This is a genomic window from Microbacterium oleivorans (assembly GCF_023715745.1).
Classification (GTDB): Bacteria; Actinomycetota; Actinomycetes; order Actinomycetales; family Microbacteriaceae; genus Microbacterium; species Microbacterium oleivorans_D.
This window is the reverse complement of sequence record NZ_JAMBOV010000003.1, coordinates 145976-161040: the sequence shown is the minus strand read 5'-3', so window position 1 is coordinate 161040 and position 15065 is coordinate 145976. Positions and strand designations below refer to the sequence as shown.

The window sequence follows — 15065 nt, the reverse complement described above, 5'->3', positions numbered from 1 at the left end:
CGCCGGAAGGCCGGAACTGCCAGCATTTCGGGGATCCGAAGGGGGGTCAGGAGTGCACGCGTCGCCGCAGGACGTCGATGCGCGCCTGCAGTTGGGCGACGGTCGCCCGCGCCACCTCGGGCCCGCCGCACACGCGACGCAGCTCGGCGTGGACGGCGCCGTGGGGTTCGCCGCTCTGTCGGGCATACAGCCCCACGAGGCTGTTCAGCAGCTGCCGTTGTTCGCGGAGCGTGCGGTGCAGGGCCGGCGGCAGCGTGTTCTCGGCCTCGCCGGTCGCCTCGCCCCTCACCTTCTCCTGGGCCTCACGGGCATGACGGTGGCGCGTCTGTCGCGACTGCCGCTGCATGAGGAGCTCGTGCACGTGCTCGGGTTCGAGAAGCCCGGGGATCCCGAGGAACTCCTCCTCCTCGAGCGTGCCGGGGACGGCGAGCTGCCCGAACTCCTTGCCGTCGTACAGCACACGGTCGAAGTGGGCCGTGGACCCCAGTGCCTGGTAGCTGCCCTCCTCGAGGAGTGCGTCCGAGGCCTTGTCGTCGCGCTCGGCCTCCTCCAGCAGCGAGTCCTCGAGACCGTCGTCGTCGGACTCCTCACGGTCGAGCGCGTGGTCGCGCTCACGCTCCATCTCGTTCGCGAGGGCCAGCAGCTGCGGGACGTTCGGGAGGAAGACGGATGCCGCTTCACCCCGGCGGCGAGCGCGCACGAAGCGACCGATGGCCTGGGCGAAGAAGAGCGGCGTCGAGGCGCTCGTCGCGTACACGCCGACGGCCAGACGCGGCACGTCGACACCCTCGGACACCATCCGCACCGCGACCATCCACCGCGTCGTCGACTGCGAGAAGGTCTCGATGCGGCCCGATGCGGCCTTGTCGTCGGAGAGCACCACGGTGGTGGGCTCCCCCGTGATGTCGCGCAGGATCGCGGCGTATGCCCTCGCCGCCGTCTGGTCGGTGGCGATGACGAGGCCCCCGGCATCCGGAACGTCCTGTCGGACCTCGCTCAGCCGCCGGTCGGCGGAGCGCAGGACGGCCGAGATCCACTCCCCCTCGGGATTCAGGGCGGTCCGCCACGCCTGCGCGTTGATGTCCTTCGTGTTGTCCTGGCCGAGGTGCGCCTCGTACTCGTCTCCCGCCTTGGTCCGCCACTTCATCTGACCGGCGTAGACGTGGAACAGCACGGGACGGACGACGCCATCGGCGAGCGCGCGACCGTAGCCGTAGTTGTAGTCGGTCCGCGAGATGCGGATCCCCTTGTCGTTCGGGTGGTACTCGACGAACGGGATGGGTGCCGTGTCGCTGCGGAACGGAGTGCCCGACAGCAGCAGACGTCGGGTCGCGCGGCCGTAGGCCTCGCGGAGGGCGTCGCCCCAGCTCAGCGCGTCACCGCCGTGATGCACCTCGTCGAGGATGACGAGGGACCGCGAGTCGAGCACGAGACGCTCGTGCACCGACGCCTTGACGGCGACCTGGGCGTAGGTCACGGCGACACCGTGGTATTGCCGCGCCGGCGAGTAGTGCCTGTTGCTGAAACGAGGGTCGAGGCGGATGGAGACGCGGGCCGCGGCATCCGCCCACTGCGTCTTCAGGTGCTCGGTCGGCGCGACCACGATGATGCGGTCGATCACCTGCCGCCGCAGCAGCTCGCTCGCCAGTCGGAGGGCGAACGTGGTCTTGCCGGCGCCCGGTGTCGCGGCGGCGAGGAAGTCCCGTGGTCCGCGGCCCACGCCGTCGGGGCCGTCCGCCTCGAAGTACTGCTCGAGGGCCTCGGCCTGCCAGGCGCGCAGGTTCTGTGCCGTTCCCCACGGCGCGCGCTGCGGGAAGGCGGGCGAGAGGTGCTCGGCGGCGAAACTCCCGAAGTGAGGCTCCTGCGAAGCCGCCCCCTCTTCGTTCGTCGTCTCGCTCGTCACGTCGATCCACCCTAATCCTCCGGCGGACATCGGGTCCTCTCCCGGACGACGGCGCTCCTGGCCGCGGAGGTCGGACGGGTAGCCTCGAAGCGGAGGTGCCATGCGCGACATCGACTCGGGGCCCGACGCGAACCGTTCGCCCTACGTCCCCAACCCGAGCACCCATCCCTGGCGACGGATGGTGTCCATCGGCGACTCGTTCACCGAGGGGATCGGCGACCCCTATCCCGATCGTCCCGGCGAGCACCGGGGGTGGGCGGATCGGGTCGCAGCGGTCCTGGCGTCGCAGGTCGACGACTTCGCCTACGCGAACCTCGCCATCCGGGGCAGGCTGATCCGCCAGATCGTCGACGATCAGATCGAACCGGCGCTGGCCCTCAAGCCGGACCTCATCACGCTGTCCGCGGGTGGCAACGACGTCATCCGGCCGCAGGGCGACCCCGACGCCGTCGCGGAGCTGTTCGAGGATGCCGTCGCCCGGCTGTCCTCGCAGGGCGCGACGCTCCTCGTCTTCACGGCGATCGACACCGAGTTCACGCCGGTCTTCCGCGGCATCCGCGGGCGGGTGGCGATCTACAACGAGAACATCCGCGCGATCGCGGACCGTTACGACTGCATCGTGGCCGACCAGTGGGCGCTCAAAGAAGTGCAGGACATGCGGTTCTTCGACGACGACCGGCTGCACTACAACACACTCGGCCACCACGAGGTCGCCCGCATGGTGCTGCGCGTCCTGAACGTCCCGAACGACCTGCAGCCGATGGCGCCGGAGGCGGTTCCCCCCACGACATGGCGAGCCGCACGCGCGAACGACCTGGTGTGGGCACGCGAGTACCTCGTGCCGTGGGTGCTGCGGCGACTGCGACACCAGTCGTCCGGCGACAACATCACGGCCAAGCGGCCAGATGCGCTGCCCTTCTCGCCGGGGGCGCCGACGGACTGACCCGTCCCAGCGCGCGGATCCTCAGCGCAGCGCCCAGAGCGCGACGGCGGCCGCCGAGGCGACGTTGAGCGAATCGACGCCGCCGGACATCGGGATCGTCACCACGGTGTCCGCTGCGGCGAGCGCGGCGGCCGACAGGCCGTCACCCTCGGACCCCATCAGGACGGCGAGTCGCTCCGGGCGCGCCGTGGCGAATGCGTCGAGAGCGACGGCGTCCTCCGACAGCGCGAGCGCCGCGACGTGGATGCCGGAAGCCGAGAACAGCGCCGCCGCAGCATCCCACTCGGGCAGGCGCGCCCACGGCACCTGGAAGACGGTCCCCATGCTCACCCGGACGCTCCGGCGATACAGGGGGTCGCCGCAGCGCGGAGTGACGAGGACGGCGTCTGCACCGAGCGCGGCGGCGGCGCGAAAGGCGGCACCGACGTTCGTGTGGTCGACGATGTCCTCCAGGACGACCACCGTCCGCGCCCCTTCCAGGAGGGCGGCCGGGTTCGGGAGCGCGGGGCGCTGCATCGCGGCGAGCGCACCCCGGTGGACGGCGAATCCCGTGAGGGCCTCGGCGACGGAGTCGGGGACGACGTAGACCGGGGCGTCGCCGGCGAGCGGGCGCGCGTCATCCAGCCACTTCTCCTGCACCAGCACGGACCGAGGCCGGTGACCGGCCGCGACGGCCCGCCCGATCACCTTCGCCGACTCGGCGATGTACAGACCGTCGGCGGGCTCGGTGACGCGCCGCAGCGCCGTGTCGGTCAGATCGCGATAGTCCGACAGGCGCGGATCGGCGGGATCGTCGATCCGGATCGTCGTCATAGTGCCATGCTGTCACGCTCGTCCCTCACGTGATCCTCGTGAAACCGCGACGGCGTAGGCTCGGTGAGGGAGGAGGGTCATGAGCGTGCTGGACCTGGATGCCGCGACGAGCGACGCCGTGGAACGTGCAGTCGACGCGCTCGCCGGCCGGCGCGTCGCGGTCCTCACCGGTGCGGGAGTGTCCACCGATTCCGGCATCCCGGACTACCGCGGCAAGGGCGCTCCCGTGCGCACGCCGATGACCGCCCAGGAGTTCCTGGCCGACGACGCCTCCCGGCGACGGTACTGGGTGGGCAGTCACCTCGGCTGGCGGACGTTCGCCGCGGCGTCGCCGAACGACGGCCACCGTGCTCTCGCCGAGCTGGAGCGGTCCGGCGTCGCGACGGGCGTCATCACCCAGAACGTCGACGGCCTGCACCTGCGTGCCGGCAACCGACGGGTGGTCGAACTGCACGGCACGATGCGGCGGGTGAGCTGTCTGCACTGCGGCCAGGTCTTCGACCGCCGCGACCTCGCCGAACGCATCGACCGGGACAACCCGTGGATCACTGTTCCCGACAGCGTGGAGCTGGGGCCCGACGGCGACGTCCTGCCGGGGCGCAGCGACGGGTTCGTGGTGCCCGACTGCTCGGTGTGCGGTGGGATGCTGAAGCCCGAGGTCGTCTTCTTCGGCGAGTACATCCCGCTCGAGAAGTTCCGCGAGGCCGAGCAGCTGGTGCGGGCGAGCAGCGCCCTGCTGATCGCCGGATCGTCGCTGGTGGTGAACTCCGGCATCCGCCTCCTCGACCGCGCCCGGCGTCGAAAGCTCCCCGTCGTCATCGTCAACCGCGGACAGACCCGCGGCGACGCGCGCGCGACGGTCAAGATCGACGCCGGCACCTCCGAGGTGCTCACGGCCCTCGCCCGGTCGCTCACAGCACCCTGACACCGCGTCGCACGTAGGCTCGACGGGTGACGAATCTCACCCTCGTGCGCCACGGCGAGACCGACTGGAACCGCGCCCGTCGCATCCAGGGCTCGACGGACATCCCCCTCAACGACACCGGTCGGATCCAGGCGCGCGCCGCCGCCCATGATCTCGCCGAGCGCGTGTCGCGCGCGAACACGACCGTCGTGGTCTCGAGCGACCTGTCCCGCGCGCACGAGACCGCCCGCATCATCGCCGCGGAGCTGGGTCTGGCGGAGCCGACCACCCACATCGGGCTGCGCGAGCGCTCGTACGGCGAGGCCGAGGGAGTGACCGACACGGAGTTCGCCGAACGCTGGGGCCCGTGGGACACCGCCGTCGTGCCGGGCGCCGAATCTCGCGACGCCCTCGCGACCCGGGCGCTCGCCGCGCTGCACGAGGTCGTCGAGGATGCCCAGCGGGCGAGCGACCCGCACACCCCCGACCTCATCGTCGTCGCCCACGGCGCGCTCATCCGTGCCGTCATGGAACACGTGACGGACGGCGTTCACCCCGGCCGGGGCCGCAAGATCCTCAACGGCTCGGCGCACAGCTTCCGCGTCGAGCCCGAGGGTCTCACCCTGCTCGAGACCTCCGCCGTCCCCGTCTGAGGGTCAGGCGAGCCCGAGTGATCGGGCGATCAGGAGCAGCTGCACCTCGGTCGTCCCCTCCCCCACCTCGAGGATCTTCGAGTCGCGGAAGTGGCGGGCGACGGGGTACTCGTTGATGAAGCCGTTGCCGCCGAAGATCTGGGTCGCCTCGCGCGCGTTGTCCATCGCCGCGTCGCTCGAGGTGAGCTTGGCGATGGCCGCCTCGGTCTTGAACGGCAGCCCCGCGTCGCGCAGGCGTGCCGCATGCAGCCAGGCCAGCCGTGAGACGTGCACGCGCTGCTGCATGCGCGCGAGCATGAACTGGATGCTCTGCCTGCTGCCCAGAGACTCCCCGAACACGACCCGGCTCTTCGCGTAGTCGACCGCCGCCTCGAGGCATCCCTCCGCGGCACCCGTCGCGAGGGCGGCGATCGCGATGCGGCCCTCGTCGAGGATGTGGAGGAAGTTCGCGAATCCGCGGCCGCGCTGACCCAGGAGGTTCGCCTCCGGCACGCGCGCACCCACGAACGAGAGCGGATGCGTGTCGCTGGCATGCCAGCCGACCTTGTCGTACGCGGGGCCGACGGTGAACCCGGGGGTACCCGACGGCACGATGATCGTCGAGATCTCCCGCGCCGCGGCGCCGGGCTCGCTCGTGACCGCTGTCACCGTGACGAATCGCGTGATCGACGTTCCGGAGTTCGTGATGAACTGCTTCGCGCCGTCGATCACCCACTCGCCGTTCTCCGGGCGCGCCGTCGTGCGGGTGGCCCCGGCATCCGACCCCGCCTCCGGCTCGGTCAGACCGAATCCCGCGAGCGCACGCCCCGCGAGCAGGTCGGGCAGATGCTCGTCCCGCTGCGCGTCCGTGCCGAACCGGAAGACCGGCATGGCACCGAGACTGACGCCCGCCTCGAGGGTGATCGCGATCGACTGGTCGACACGCGCGAGGGCCTCGATGGCGAGACCGAGCGTGACGTAGTCGCCGCCCTGTCCGCCCACCTCTTCGGGGAACGGCAGGCCGAACAGTCCCATGTCCCCCATCTGGGCCACCACGTCCATCGGCAGTGTCTTCGTGCGGTCGGCCTCGTACGACGCCGGTGCGACGACCTCGTCGGCGAAGGAGCGGACGAGCCCCGCAAGCTCGACCTGCTCCTCGCTGAGGCCGTATCCCGACAGCGGCAGACTCATGCGAACACCATCGCCCGAGCCGGGTCGCGCAGGACGTCGCCCACGTCGGTGAGGAACCGTGCCGCCTCGGCGCCGTCCACGAGCCGGTGGTCGAACGACAGGCTCAGCGTCATCACCTCGCGCAGCGCGACGCCGCCCTCGTACTCCCACGGCCGCCGCTGCACCGCGCCGAGACCGAGGATCCCTGCCTCGCCGGGAACCAGGATCGGCGTCCCCGCGTCGACGCCGAACACGCCGTAATTGGTGATCGAGAACGTGCCGCCCGCGAGATCGGACGGTCTCGCCTTCCCGGCGCGCGCCGTGTCGGCCAGGGCGCGGATCGCGTCGGACAGGTCGAGGAGCGACATCCCGCCCGCGTCCTTGACGGAGGGGACGACGAGCCCGCGGTCGGTCGCTGCGGCGATTCCGAGGTTGACCTTCCCGAAGCGGACGATCTCCCCCGCGTCGTCGTCCCATGTCGCGTTCAGTTCCGGCGTGCGTCGCAGCGCGAGGCAGACCGCCTTCGCCGCGACCGCCATGATGCCGACGCGGTGGTCGGCGTAGCGGACGTCGGCGCGCAGGCGCGCGACGAAGGCGACGGATGCCGTGACGTCGACGGTGAGGAACGTCGCCGCGTGCGGGGCGGTGAAGGCGGAGCGCACCATCGCGTCGGCCGTGTGCTTGCGCACCCCGCGGATCGGGATGCGCAGGTCGGTCGCGTCGACCTGCGCGCCGGCGGCCGGCGTCGACGCGAGGGCCGGAGCGGGTGCCGCAGCCGTGCGGGCGGCGTACGCCTCGACGTCGTCCCGGGTGATGATCCCGTCCACGCCGCTCGCCGCCAGCAGATCGAGGTCGACACCGAGGTCGCGCGCGAGCTTGCGCACGGGCGGCGTGGACCGCGGTCGCTCGCGAGGCTCGCGCTCGGGGATGCTGGGGTCGATGGCGTCGTGCGGCGCCGCTTCGCGGACGGCCAGGTCCACGGCATCCCCGCCCGACCCGACGCGGGCGCGCCGCTGCGGCCGGGCGCTGCTGCGGGGTGCCGCGCCGTACCCGACGAGGTTGGGCTCGCGCTTCTGCTCCGGCTCGGGCGCGTCGCCATCGGCATCCGTCCCTGCGACCTCGAAGGAGATGAGCACCTCCCCCACGGGGACGACATCTCCCTCGGCGTGGCGCAGGGAGGCGACGGTCCCGACGAACGGCGACGGGAGCTCGACGACGGCCTTGGCCGTCTCGACCTCGGCGATCGTCTGATTCAGGGTGACCTCGTCCCCGGCGGCGACGTGCCACTGGACGATCTCGGCCTCGACGAGGCCCTCGCCGAGATCGGGAAGGCGGAAGTCGGTGATCACGCGGTCACCTCCGGCATCCCGGCTCGGCCCATGACGCGATCGACGGCATCGAGGAGGCGGTCGAGGTCCGGCAGGTGATGCTGCTCGAGTTTCGCCGGCGGGTAGGGCACATCGTGCCCGGTCACCCGCAGCGGCGGTGCTTCGAGGTAGTGGAAGCACTTCTCCGTGATGCTCGCGATGACCTCCGCCGCGACGCCCGCCTCACGGGACGCCTCGTGCGTGACGACGACGCGACCGGTGCGGCGCACCGACGCGGCGACCGTCCCGTAGTCGACAGGCGACAGCGAGCGCAGATCGATCACCTCGAGCGACACACCCTCGTCCTCGGCGGCGAGCGCGGCATCCATCGCCGTCATGACCTGTGCGCCGTAGGTGACGACGGTGACATCGCTCCCTTCGCGGACGACGCGCGCGAGCCCGAGCGGCGGCGCGTCGGCGATGTCGCCGTCCAGGTCGACCTCGCCCTTCGTGTGGTACAGCCGCTTGGGCTCGAAGAAGACGACCGGATCGTCGCTCGCGATCGCCTGCCGCAGCATCGTGTAGGCGTCCTGCGGATTCGACACCGCCACGACGCGGAGACCCGCTGTGTGGACGAAGTACGCCTCGGGCGACTCGGAGTGATGCTCGGCGGCACCGACGCCGCCCGCCCACGGGATGCGGATCGTGAGCGGCATCTTGACGCGTCCCTGCGTGCGGTAGTGCAGCTTGGCGACCTGGCTCACGATCTGGTCGAAGGCCGGGTAGACGAAGCCGTCGAACTGGATCTCGACGATCGGTCGGAACCCGCGGAAGGCGAGACCGACGGCCGTCCCGACGATCCCCGACTCCGCCAGCGGGGTGTCGACGACACGCCGCGGTCCGAACTCCGACTGCAGCCCGTCCGTGATGCGGAAGACGCCACCGAGCCGGCCGATGTCCTCGCCCATGACCAGCACGCGGTCGTCGTCGGTCATGGCGCGACGCATCGCCGCGTTCAGGGCCTTGCCCATCGTCAGCTCGGTCATCGTGCGCCGCCCTCGGCGAAGCCGTCGAGGTAGGCGGCGAACCCGGTGCGCTGTTCCTCGATCCCGCGGTGCGGTTCGGCGTACACGTGGTCGAACACCCGCAGAGGCTCGGGCGCGGCGGCCCCCACGACGGCGCTCCGCATGGCCGCCGTGAAGCGATCGGCATCCGCCGTCAGCTGCTCGGCGAAAGCGTCGTCGAATGCGCTCAGCGAGCGCAGGTAGGACTCGACCCGGGTGAGCGGATCCCGTGCGCGCCAGTACGCGACCTCGTCCGCGTCCCGGTACCGGGTGGGGTCGTCGGACGTCGTGTGCGGTCCGACGCGGTATGTGACGGCCTCGAGATAGGCGGGTCCGCGTCCGCTGCGAGCATGGTCGGCGGCCCAGCGCATGGCCGCGATGCACGCGAGGACGTCGTTGCCGTCCACCCTGAGGCTCGGGATGCCGAAGCCCGGCGCGCGGCCGGCGATCGGTGTCCGCGACTGCAGCCCGACCGGTTCGGAGATCGCCCACTGGTTGTTGGAGCAGACGAAGACGACGGGCACGCCGAAGGCGGCGCCGAAGACCATCGCCTCGTTCACATCGCCCTGGCTGGTCGCGCCGTCGCCGAAGTAGGCGACCGCGACCTGATCGCCGCCGTCGCGCTGGATGCCCATCGCATAGCCGACGGCGTGGAGGCTCTGGGCGCCGATGATGATCTGCGGATTCGCGACGTGGACGTCGAACGGGTCCCAGCTCGCGTGCTCGGCGCCGTGCCAGACCATGACGAAGTCGCGCGGCTGCACACCGCGCACGACCTCGATGCCGATCTCCCGGTAGCTCGGGAAGAGGAAGTCGTCGTCGTGACAGGCCCAGGCGGTGCCGACCTGCACGGCTTCCTGGCCCTGCGCCGGCGCCCACAGCCCCAGGTGTCCCTGACGCTGCAGCGCGACACCCTCGGCGTCGAGTCGGCGCGCCAGGAACATGTCGCGATAGACCTGGCGCAGCATCGCGGCGTCGACGTCCGCGGCCCACCGGTCCAGCCGCTCGTCGCGCACGCGGCGGCCCTCGTGATCGAGAAGACGGGCCACGTCTTCGGTGTCGCTCGCCACGGCCGCGGCGGGGGTCAGAGTATCGGTCATCGTCGTCCCTCTCTGATCGCGGTCGCGCGTCTTGTGGACGGATGACCGGCGCAGAACACCGGCTTCGTCGCCGGATGCTGCGAGAGTACGTCGACATCGCACCTCGCTCAAGCATTGCGTGCAACATTGAGCAGGATGCGTAAAGGGTGTGACGGCTCCCTGCTATGGTGTGGCACTATGAGCGCCCTCGACCACGTGGATCTCGAGCTGCTGAACGCCCTCGCCGAGGACCACCGTGCCACCGTGGTCGCCCTCGCGGAGCGCCTCGGGCTCTCCCGCAACACCGTGCAGGCCCGCATGGCCAAACTCGAGCGTTCGGGGGTGTTCCTCTCCTTCGAGCGAGCGATGTCGCCCGCCGCGCTCGGCTACACGATCGAGGCGATCCTGCACGTCCAGGTGCGTCAGGCCGACCTGCCGCGGATCACCGAAGAGCTCCAGGAGATCCCCGAGGTCGTGCAGTGTCATGGACTCAGCGGCCCGGTGGACCTCCTGGTGCGTGTCGCCGCCCGCGATACCCAGCACCTGTTCGACATCGACGCCCGCATCCTCGCCATCGACGGCGTCGAACGCACCGAGACCTCCCTCGCCATGGGCGAGGTCATCGGATACCGGGTCCGACCTCTCCTGGCAGCGGCTCGGCGGGGGAACTGACATCGGCGGGCGCGCGCTCCTCCAGACGGACGAGGACCACGCCCGCCAGGATGAGCGCGCCGCCGACGAACTGGACCGCAGCCGGCGCCTCGCCGAGCAGCAGCCACGCGAAGCTCAGCGCGAACAGGACCTCGGAGAGCCCGACGAACGACGCGAGCCGCGACCCGATCTTCGGCACCGCCATGACGCCGAGGGCGTAGCCGGTCGCCGTGCAGACCCCGACGAGGAGCAGCGGGATCAGCGGCGCCACGCGCACCCCGAGCAGATCGACCGGCTCCGCCGACACGGCCAGGGGCAGGATGCCGACGCCCGCCAGGACCAGGATCGTCACCGTCCCGATGAGCAGGCCGCCGGCGGCGAGGGCGAGCGGCGGCAGGTCGTCGCCGGTCCGTTCGCTCATCACGAAGTAGACGCACGCACAGACCGCTGCCAGGAGGGCGAAGACCGTTCCCAGCAGGTCGAAGCGGGCCCCGGCGATGTCCACGACGAGCACCAGACCCGCCATCGCCACGACCGAGCCGATGAGAACGGTGCGGGACGGCGCACGACGCGTCCGCGCCCAGACGAAGAGCACCAGCATGACGGGAGCGAGGTACTGGATGAGCAGGGCGACGCCCACCGGCATCCGCTGCAGGGCCGAGAAGTAGAAGATCTGGCAGCCGACGACGGGGATCAGCCCGAAGGCGACGAGCGAGACCCCGTGCCGACGGAGGAAGTCGGGTCGCCGACGGAGCGTGTGGACGAGCGCCGGCGAGAGCACGAGTCCCGCGACACCCATCCGGATCGCGAGCACCGCCGCGAGCGACCAGCCGCCCTCGAGCAGCGGCTTGGCGATGGGCCCGCTGATCGAGAACGTCAGGGCACTCGTCACGGCGAGGATCAGACCCGTCGACGGCACCCGCCGCGCCGAGGTGTGCCGGTCGGTGGCAAGCCGGGCAGGTGCCGTGTGCGTCATCGGTGTCCCTCGAGGATGAGTCCGGTTCGTCATGACCTAAGCGTCACTACACTGGTGACAGTAGCGATCCCCCGCGTCAGGAGTCAACACCATGTTCATTCGTGACACCGAGCTCTCGCTGCGCGCCGCGACCGCGCTCGTGAACTCCCTCCCCGAGATCGACGGTGACGGCGTCGATCGACTCGCGACCCTCGAGGACATGGGGGCCTTCCTGAGGGAGTTCCCCTACAGCGGCGTGATCCGCCGCGACGATGTCGAGCTCTCGGAGCTGCGGGGTGCACGCACGCGACTGCGGATGCTCTGGACGGGTGACCGCGTGGCGGCGGTCCCCATCGTCAACGCCATGCTGCGCGAGGGGAAGGCTCTGCCCCAGCTCGTCATCCACGATGCGTACGACTGGCACATCCATGCGACCGACGACGCGGCCCCGCTCGCGACCCGCATCACCGTCGAGGTCGCGATGGCGTTCGTCGATGTCATCCGCTCCGACGAATTCGACCGCGTCCGGGTCTGCTCCGCCGACGACTGCAAGGCCGTCTACATCGACTACTCGAAGAACGGGTCCAAGCGCTACTGCGACACCGGCAACTGCGGCAACCGCATGAACGTCATGGCGTATCGCCGGCGGAAGGCCGAAGAAAGCGCGTGACGGCGGATGCCGCGGCCTGCGGCGTCTCGTAGTGGATGAGGTGCCCCACACCGGGGATCACCACGAGTTCCGCATCCCGGAAGAGCTTCTGCAGCGCGTACTGCGCGGGCATCGGAGTGATGTCGTCGTTCTCGGCCGCGATGAGCAGCGTGGGGACCGTGATCCGAGGTGCTGCGGCCCGGACGTCGTTCGACACCGAGGTCACGAACGCTTCGCGCAGGGTGTCCCGGTCGGCGAAGCGCGAGAAGTACGTGTCGTGCTGATCATGGATGAACGTGCGCAGGGCCTTGTCCCGCGTCTTGGCCATCGCGATGCTCATCACGCGGACGATGACCGGATTGCGCAGCAGGGCGTCTCCGATCCGGCGCGGCAGTCGCGCCCCCGCCCAGTAGTAGAAGATCGCCAGTCGCGTGAGGATGCCGCGGGGGCCCTCGAGCGCGGGGGCGCCGATCGGGTTGACGAGGATCAGACGGGGTGTCGGGAGTCCTCGTGCGACGGCGGCCGACGCGACGATGGACCCGAACGAGTGGCCGAGGACGACGGCCCCCGGCGCGGCCACCGCGGCGAATGCCGTCAGCCAGTCGGCGTAGCCGTCCAGGTCATGCCGACCCGGCAGGGCAGGCGTCTCGCCGAACCCCGGCAGGTCAGGTGAGACGACCCGCACACCGTCGAGGAACGCGACCACAGGCTCGAGCCCGTGGTGCTCCCCCCGGAAGCCGTGGACGGCGAGGATCGTCGTGTCCGCGTCATCCGGACCGTAGGCCCAGTAGGCCGTCGATACGCCGGCGACGGCGACCTCGTGACGCTCGACGGGGATTGCCCGCAGTCGGTGGGCGTACGGGCTCGCGGCGGTCACCCGAAGAGTCTACGAGCGCGTGCGCGCCTCCGCGTCGGCGGCGCGTCGTCCGGGTCGATGTCCGCGCCCGACCGTAGCGTCGGAGCATGGGCGCCTGGCACGACACTCCGCTGTGGGATGACGACACGTGGGGTGAGGCGCCCGCGCCCTCCGCCGACGCATCCCCCGCGGTCGCCGCTGAGCCCGCACTCGTCGTCCTCGAGCCCGCGACTGACGATGCGCTCGCCCCGCCGATCATCGCAGTGGGCCCGTGTGCGGGACCGCTCGGCGTGTTCGATCTCGAGACCACCGGGGTGGACGTCCGCTCCGACCGCATCGTGACGGCGCACGTCGGTGTCCTTGACGCATCGGGCAGCGTGATCGATTCACGCACGTGGCTGGCTGACCCCGGTGTCGCGATCCCCGCCGGCGCGACCGCCGTCCATGGGATCACCACGGAGCGAGCCCGCGCCGAGGGGCGTCCGGCCGCGGAGGTCGTCGCCGAGGTCACCGCGTCGCTGCGCGACCTGTTCGCGGCCGGCATCCCGGTGGTCGCCTACAACGCCCCGTTCGACTTCTCCCTCCTCAAATACGAGGGTCTTCGCCACGGCGTCGCCCCCATCGAGGCACCGTCCCCGGTCATCGACCCGCTCGTCGTCGACAAGACCTACGACAGGTACCGGCGCGGCAAGCGGACGCTGGAGGTCGTCGCCGCCCACTACGCCGTCGTGCTGGAAGGCGCGCATGACGCCGCCGCCGATGCGATCGCGGCGGGGCGCGTCGCCCAGGCCATCGCCGCGCGGTTCGATCTCGAGGTCTCGGCGGACGAGCTGCACACCCAGCAGATCTCGTGGGCGCGCGCGCAGGCCGAGAGTCTGAGCGAGTACTTCGTCCGCATCGGGCGGATCGATGCGGACGTCGACGGCAGCTGGCCCATCCGCTGAGCCCGCGTCGGAGACGACGAAGGCCCCGCCGGAGCGGGGCCTTCGAGGGTGGCTGCTTACTTGCTGCCGAAGTTCTTGAAGCGCTGGTTGAACTTCTCGACGCGACCGGCCGAGTCCATGATGCGCTGCTTGCCCGTGTAGAACGGGTGCGAAGCCGACGAGATCTCGACGTCGATGACCGGGTAGGTCTCGCCGTCCAGCTCGATCGTCTTGTCGCTGGAGACCGTCGAACGGGTCAGGAAGGTCTCGCCGGAGCCGAGGTCGCGGAACACGACGGCGCGGTACTCGGGGTGGATGTCAGTCTTCATTGGGTTCCTCACGAAGTGCCCTGGATTTTGCCAGGTGCGGGTGGAAGTCTGCGGCGCGAGTGCGCCAACGCGAGAGTCTATCAGGATGCCGCGCGAGCGGCGAACCGGCCATCCTCGGCGGTGAGCGTGATCGGCATGCCGAAGGTCGCGGTCAGGTTCTCGGCCGTCAGGGTCTCGGCGATCGGCCCCTGTGCGACCGCTGCCCCGTCCCGCAGCAGCAGGACGTGCGTGAAGCCGACGGGGATCTCCTCGACGTGGTGGGTGACCATGATCATGGCCGGCGTCGACTCCTCCTGCGCGTATCCGCCGAGGAGCGACAGCAACTCCTCGCGGGCGCCGAGGTCGAGGCTCGCCGTGGGCTCGTCGAGCAGCAGGAGCTCGGGGTCCGTCATGACGGCGCGGGCGATCTGCACACGTTTCTGCTCACCGTCCGACAGCGTGCCGAACGTGCGGTCGGCGAGGTCCGCGAGGCCCCACTCCCCCAGCACACGACGCGCGCGGCGCTCGTCGATCGCCTCGTAGTCCTCCCGCCAGCGACCCAGCACCGAGTACGCGGCGGTCAGGACGACGTCGAGCACGGATTCGTCCTGCGGAACGCGCTTGGCCATCGCGGACGACGCGAAGCCGATCCGGGGGCGGAGGTCGAAGACGTCCGTGCGCCCGAGGCGCTCGTCGAGGATGGTCACGGCGCCGGAGGTCGGGTGGACGAGTGTCGCGGCGAGCTGCAGCACCGTGGTCTTCCCAGCGCCGTTGGGGCCGAGGACGACCCAGCGCTGGTCGGACTCGACCGTCCAGTCGATCCCGTCGACGATGTTGCGGGCGTTGCGGCGGACGACGACGTCGGCGAGTTCGAGGACCTGAGGCATGGCCCCAGCCTATCGAGGGTC

General features: G+C 70.8%; 16 protein-coding genes. 6 read left to right on the top strand and 10 right to left on the bottom strand.

The window, feature by feature from the left end; translation table 11 throughout:
- Nucleotides 1–46: 46 nt before the first annotated feature.
- Nucleotides 47–1903, bottom strand: coding sequence for a DEAD/DEAH box helicase (locus M3190_RS08685; RefSeq protein WP_251580575.1), 1857 nt, complete (start codon nucleotides 1901–1903; stop codon nucleotides 47–49).
- Nucleotides 1904–2003: 100 nt separating this feature from the next.
- Between M3190_RS08685 and M3190_RS08680 the strand changes: the two genes are divergently transcribed.
- On the top strand, nucleotides 2004–2846 hold the full coding sequence (locus M3190_RS08680; RefSeq protein ID WP_251580574.1) for an SGNH/GDSL hydrolase family protein: 843 nt from the start codon (nucleotides 2004–2006) through the stop codon (nucleotides 2844–2846).
- 21 nt (nucleotides 2847–2867) lie between these two features.
- Here the strand turns inward: M3190_RS08680 and M3190_RS08675 are convergent, their stop codons facing one another.
- The gene (locus M3190_RS08675) at nucleotides 2868–3659 is read right to left on the bottom strand and encodes a TrmH family RNA methyltransferase (protein WP_251580573.1); all 792 of its coding nucleotides are present in this window, start codon (nucleotides 3657–3659) and stop codon (nucleotides 2868–2870) included.
- A 79-nt stretch (nucleotides 3660–3738) separates the two neighbouring features.
- Between M3190_RS08675 and M3190_RS08670 the strand changes: the two genes are divergently transcribed.
- Complete coding sequence (locus tag M3190_RS08670) at nucleotides 3739–4584, top strand: Sir2 family NAD-dependent protein deacetylase (RefSeq protein ID WP_251580572.1); 846 nt, start codon at nucleotides 3739–3741, stop codon at nucleotides 4582–4584.
- Between the two features lie 26 nt (nucleotides 4585–4610).
- Nucleotides 4611–5216 (top strand): histidine phosphatase family protein, encoded by a 606-nt coding sequence (locus M3190_RS08665; RefSeq protein ID WP_251580571.1) that lies wholly within the window; start codon nucleotides 4611–4613, stop codon nucleotides 5214–5216.
- Nucleotides 5217–5219: 3 nt separating this feature from the next.
- Here M3190_RS08665 and M3190_RS08660 read toward each other — a convergent pair whose 3' ends face one another.
- The 4 genes from M3190_RS08660 to pdhA are packed head-to-tail and all read right to left on the bottom strand — an operon-like array spanning nucleotide 5220 to nucleotide 9836.
- A complete protein-coding gene (locus M3190_RS08660) occupies nucleotides 5220–6386 on the bottom strand; it encodes an acyl-CoA dehydrogenase family protein (protein ID WP_251580570.1) in 1167 nt (388 codons plus the stop codon).
- Nucleotides 6383–7714 carry a dihydrolipoamide acetyltransferase family protein gene (locus tag M3190_RS08655; protein WP_251580569.1) on the bottom strand — a complete coding sequence of 444 codons (1332 nt, stop codon included), beginning with the start codon at nucleotides 7712–7714 and terminating at the stop codon, nucleotides 6383–6385. Before M3190_RS08655 ends, M3190_RS08660 begins: the two co-directional genes overlap by 4 nt.
- Nucleotides 7711–8718: an alpha-ketoacid dehydrogenase subunit beta gene (locus M3190_RS08650; RefSeq protein WP_251580568.1), complete on the bottom strand. Its 1008-nt coding sequence runs from the start codon at nucleotides 8716–8718 to the stop codon at nucleotides 7711–7713. Before M3190_RS08650 ends, M3190_RS08655 begins: the two co-directional genes overlap by 4 nt.
- Nucleotides 8715–9836 (bottom strand): pyruvate dehydrogenase (acetyl-transferring) E1 component subunit alpha, encoded by a 1122-nt coding sequence (pdhA, locus tag M3190_RS08645; RefSeq protein ID WP_251580567.1) that lies wholly within the window; start codon nucleotides 9834–9836, stop codon nucleotides 8715–8717. The genes M3190_RS08650 and pdhA overlap by 4 nt, the downstream gene beginning before the upstream one ends.
- 177 nt (nucleotides 9837–10013) lie before the next feature.
- On the opposite strand from pdhA, the gene M3190_RS08640 reads away from it, so the two are divergent.
- Nucleotides 10014–10487, top strand: coding sequence for an Lrp/AsnC family transcriptional regulator (locus tag M3190_RS08640; RefSeq protein ID WP_251580566.1), 474 nt, complete (start codon nucleotides 10014–10016; stop codon nucleotides 10485–10487).
- Here the strand turns inward: M3190_RS08640 and M3190_RS08635 are convergent.
- Nucleotides 10435–11442 (bottom strand): EamA family transporter, encoded by a 1008-nt coding sequence (locus tag M3190_RS08635; RefSeq protein WP_251580565.1) that lies wholly within the window; start codon nucleotides 11440–11442, stop codon nucleotides 10435–10437. The two genes, M3190_RS08640 and M3190_RS08635, sit on opposite strands and share 53 nt — an antisense overlap.
- Before the next feature lie 91 nt (nucleotides 11443–11533).
- Here M3190_RS08635 and M3190_RS08630 point away from each other — a divergent pair, with 91 nt between their 5' ends.
- On the top strand, nucleotides 11534–12091 hold the full coding sequence (locus tag M3190_RS08630) for a CGNR zinc finger domain-containing protein (RefSeq protein ID WP_251580564.1): 558 nt from the start codon (nucleotides 11534–11536) through the stop codon (nucleotides 12089–12091).
- Here M3190_RS08630 and M3190_RS08625 read toward each other — a convergent pair.
- Entirely contained in the window at nucleotides 12051–12947 is an 897-nt protein-coding gene (locus M3190_RS08625; protein WP_251580563.1) for an alpha/beta fold hydrolase, read from the bottom strand. The genes M3190_RS08630 and M3190_RS08625 overlap by 41 nt on opposite strands.
- 86 nt (nucleotides 12948–13033) lie before the next feature.
- On the opposite strand from M3190_RS08625, the gene M3190_RS08620 reads away from it, so the two are divergent.
- Nucleotides 13034–13870, top strand: a complete 837-nt coding sequence (locus M3190_RS08620) for an exonuclease domain-containing protein (RefSeq protein WP_251580562.1) — start codon at nucleotides 13034–13036, stop codon at nucleotides 13868–13870.
- A gap of 56 nt (nucleotides 13871–13926) precedes the next feature.
- Here M3190_RS08620 and M3190_RS08615 read toward each other — a convergent pair whose 3' ends face one another.
- Nucleotides 13927–14178: a type B 50S ribosomal protein L31 gene (locus M3190_RS08615; protein ID WP_018186539.1), complete on the bottom strand. Its 252-nt coding sequence runs from the start codon at nucleotides 14176–14178 to the stop codon at nucleotides 13927–13929.
- A gap of 80 nt (nucleotides 14179–14258) precedes the next feature.
- The gene (locus M3190_RS08610) at nucleotides 14259–15044 is read right to left on the bottom strand and encodes an ABC transporter ATP-binding protein (RefSeq protein WP_251580561.1); all 786 of its coding nucleotides are present in this window, start codon (nucleotides 15042–15044) and stop codon (nucleotides 14259–14261) included.
- Nucleotides 15045–15065 lie beyond the last annotated feature (21 nt).

Bases quoted from the DNA above. Each gene is read 5' to 3' on its own strand.
- M3190_RS08680 (WP_251580574.1), top strand. From the start codon at position 2,004: ATGCGCGACATCGACTCGGGGCCCGACGCGAACCGTTCGCCCTACGTC.
- M3190_RS08675 (WP_251580573.1), bottom strand. From the start codon at position 3,659: ATGACGACGATCCGGATCGACGATCCCGCCGATCCGCGCCTGTCGGAC.
- M3190_RS08670 (WP_251580572.1), top strand. From the start codon at position 3,739: ATGAGCGTGCTGGACCTGGATGCCGCGACGAGCGACGCCGTGGAACGT.
- M3190_RS08660 (WP_251580570.1), bottom strand. From the start codon at position 6,386: ATGAGTCTGCCGCTGTCGGGATACGGCCTCAGCGAGGAGCAGGTCGAG.
- M3190_RS08650 (WP_251580568.1), bottom strand. From the start codon at position 8,718: ATGACCGAGCTGACGATGGGCAAGGCCCTGAACGCGGCGATGCGTCGC.
- pdhA (WP_251580567.1), bottom strand. From the start codon at position 9,836: ATGACCGATACTCTGACCCCCGCCGCGGCCGTGGCGAGCGACACCGAA.
- M3190_RS08640 (WP_251580566.1), top strand. From the start codon at position 10,014: ATGAGCGCCCTCGACCACGTGGATCTCGAGCTGCTGAACGCCCTCGCC.
- M3190_RS08635 (WP_251580565.1), bottom strand. From the start codon at position 11,442: ATGACGCACACGGCACCTGCCCGGCTTGCCACCGACCGGCACACCTCG.
- M3190_RS08630 (WP_251580564.1), top strand. From the start codon at position 11,534: ATGTTCATTCGTGACACCGAGCTCTCGCTGCGCGCCGCGACCGCGCTC.
- M3190_RS08620 (WP_251580562.1), top strand. From the start codon at position 13,034: ATGGGCGCCTGGCACGACACTCCGCTGTGGGATGACGACACGTGGGGT.
- M3190_RS08615 (WP_018186539.1), bottom strand. From the start codon at position 14,178: ATGAAGACTGACATCCACCCCGAGTACCGCGCCGTCGTGTTCCGCGAC.
- M3190_RS08610 (WP_251580561.1), bottom strand. From the start codon at position 15,044: ATGCCTCAGGTCCTCGAACTCGCCGACGTCGTCGTCCGCCGCAACGCC.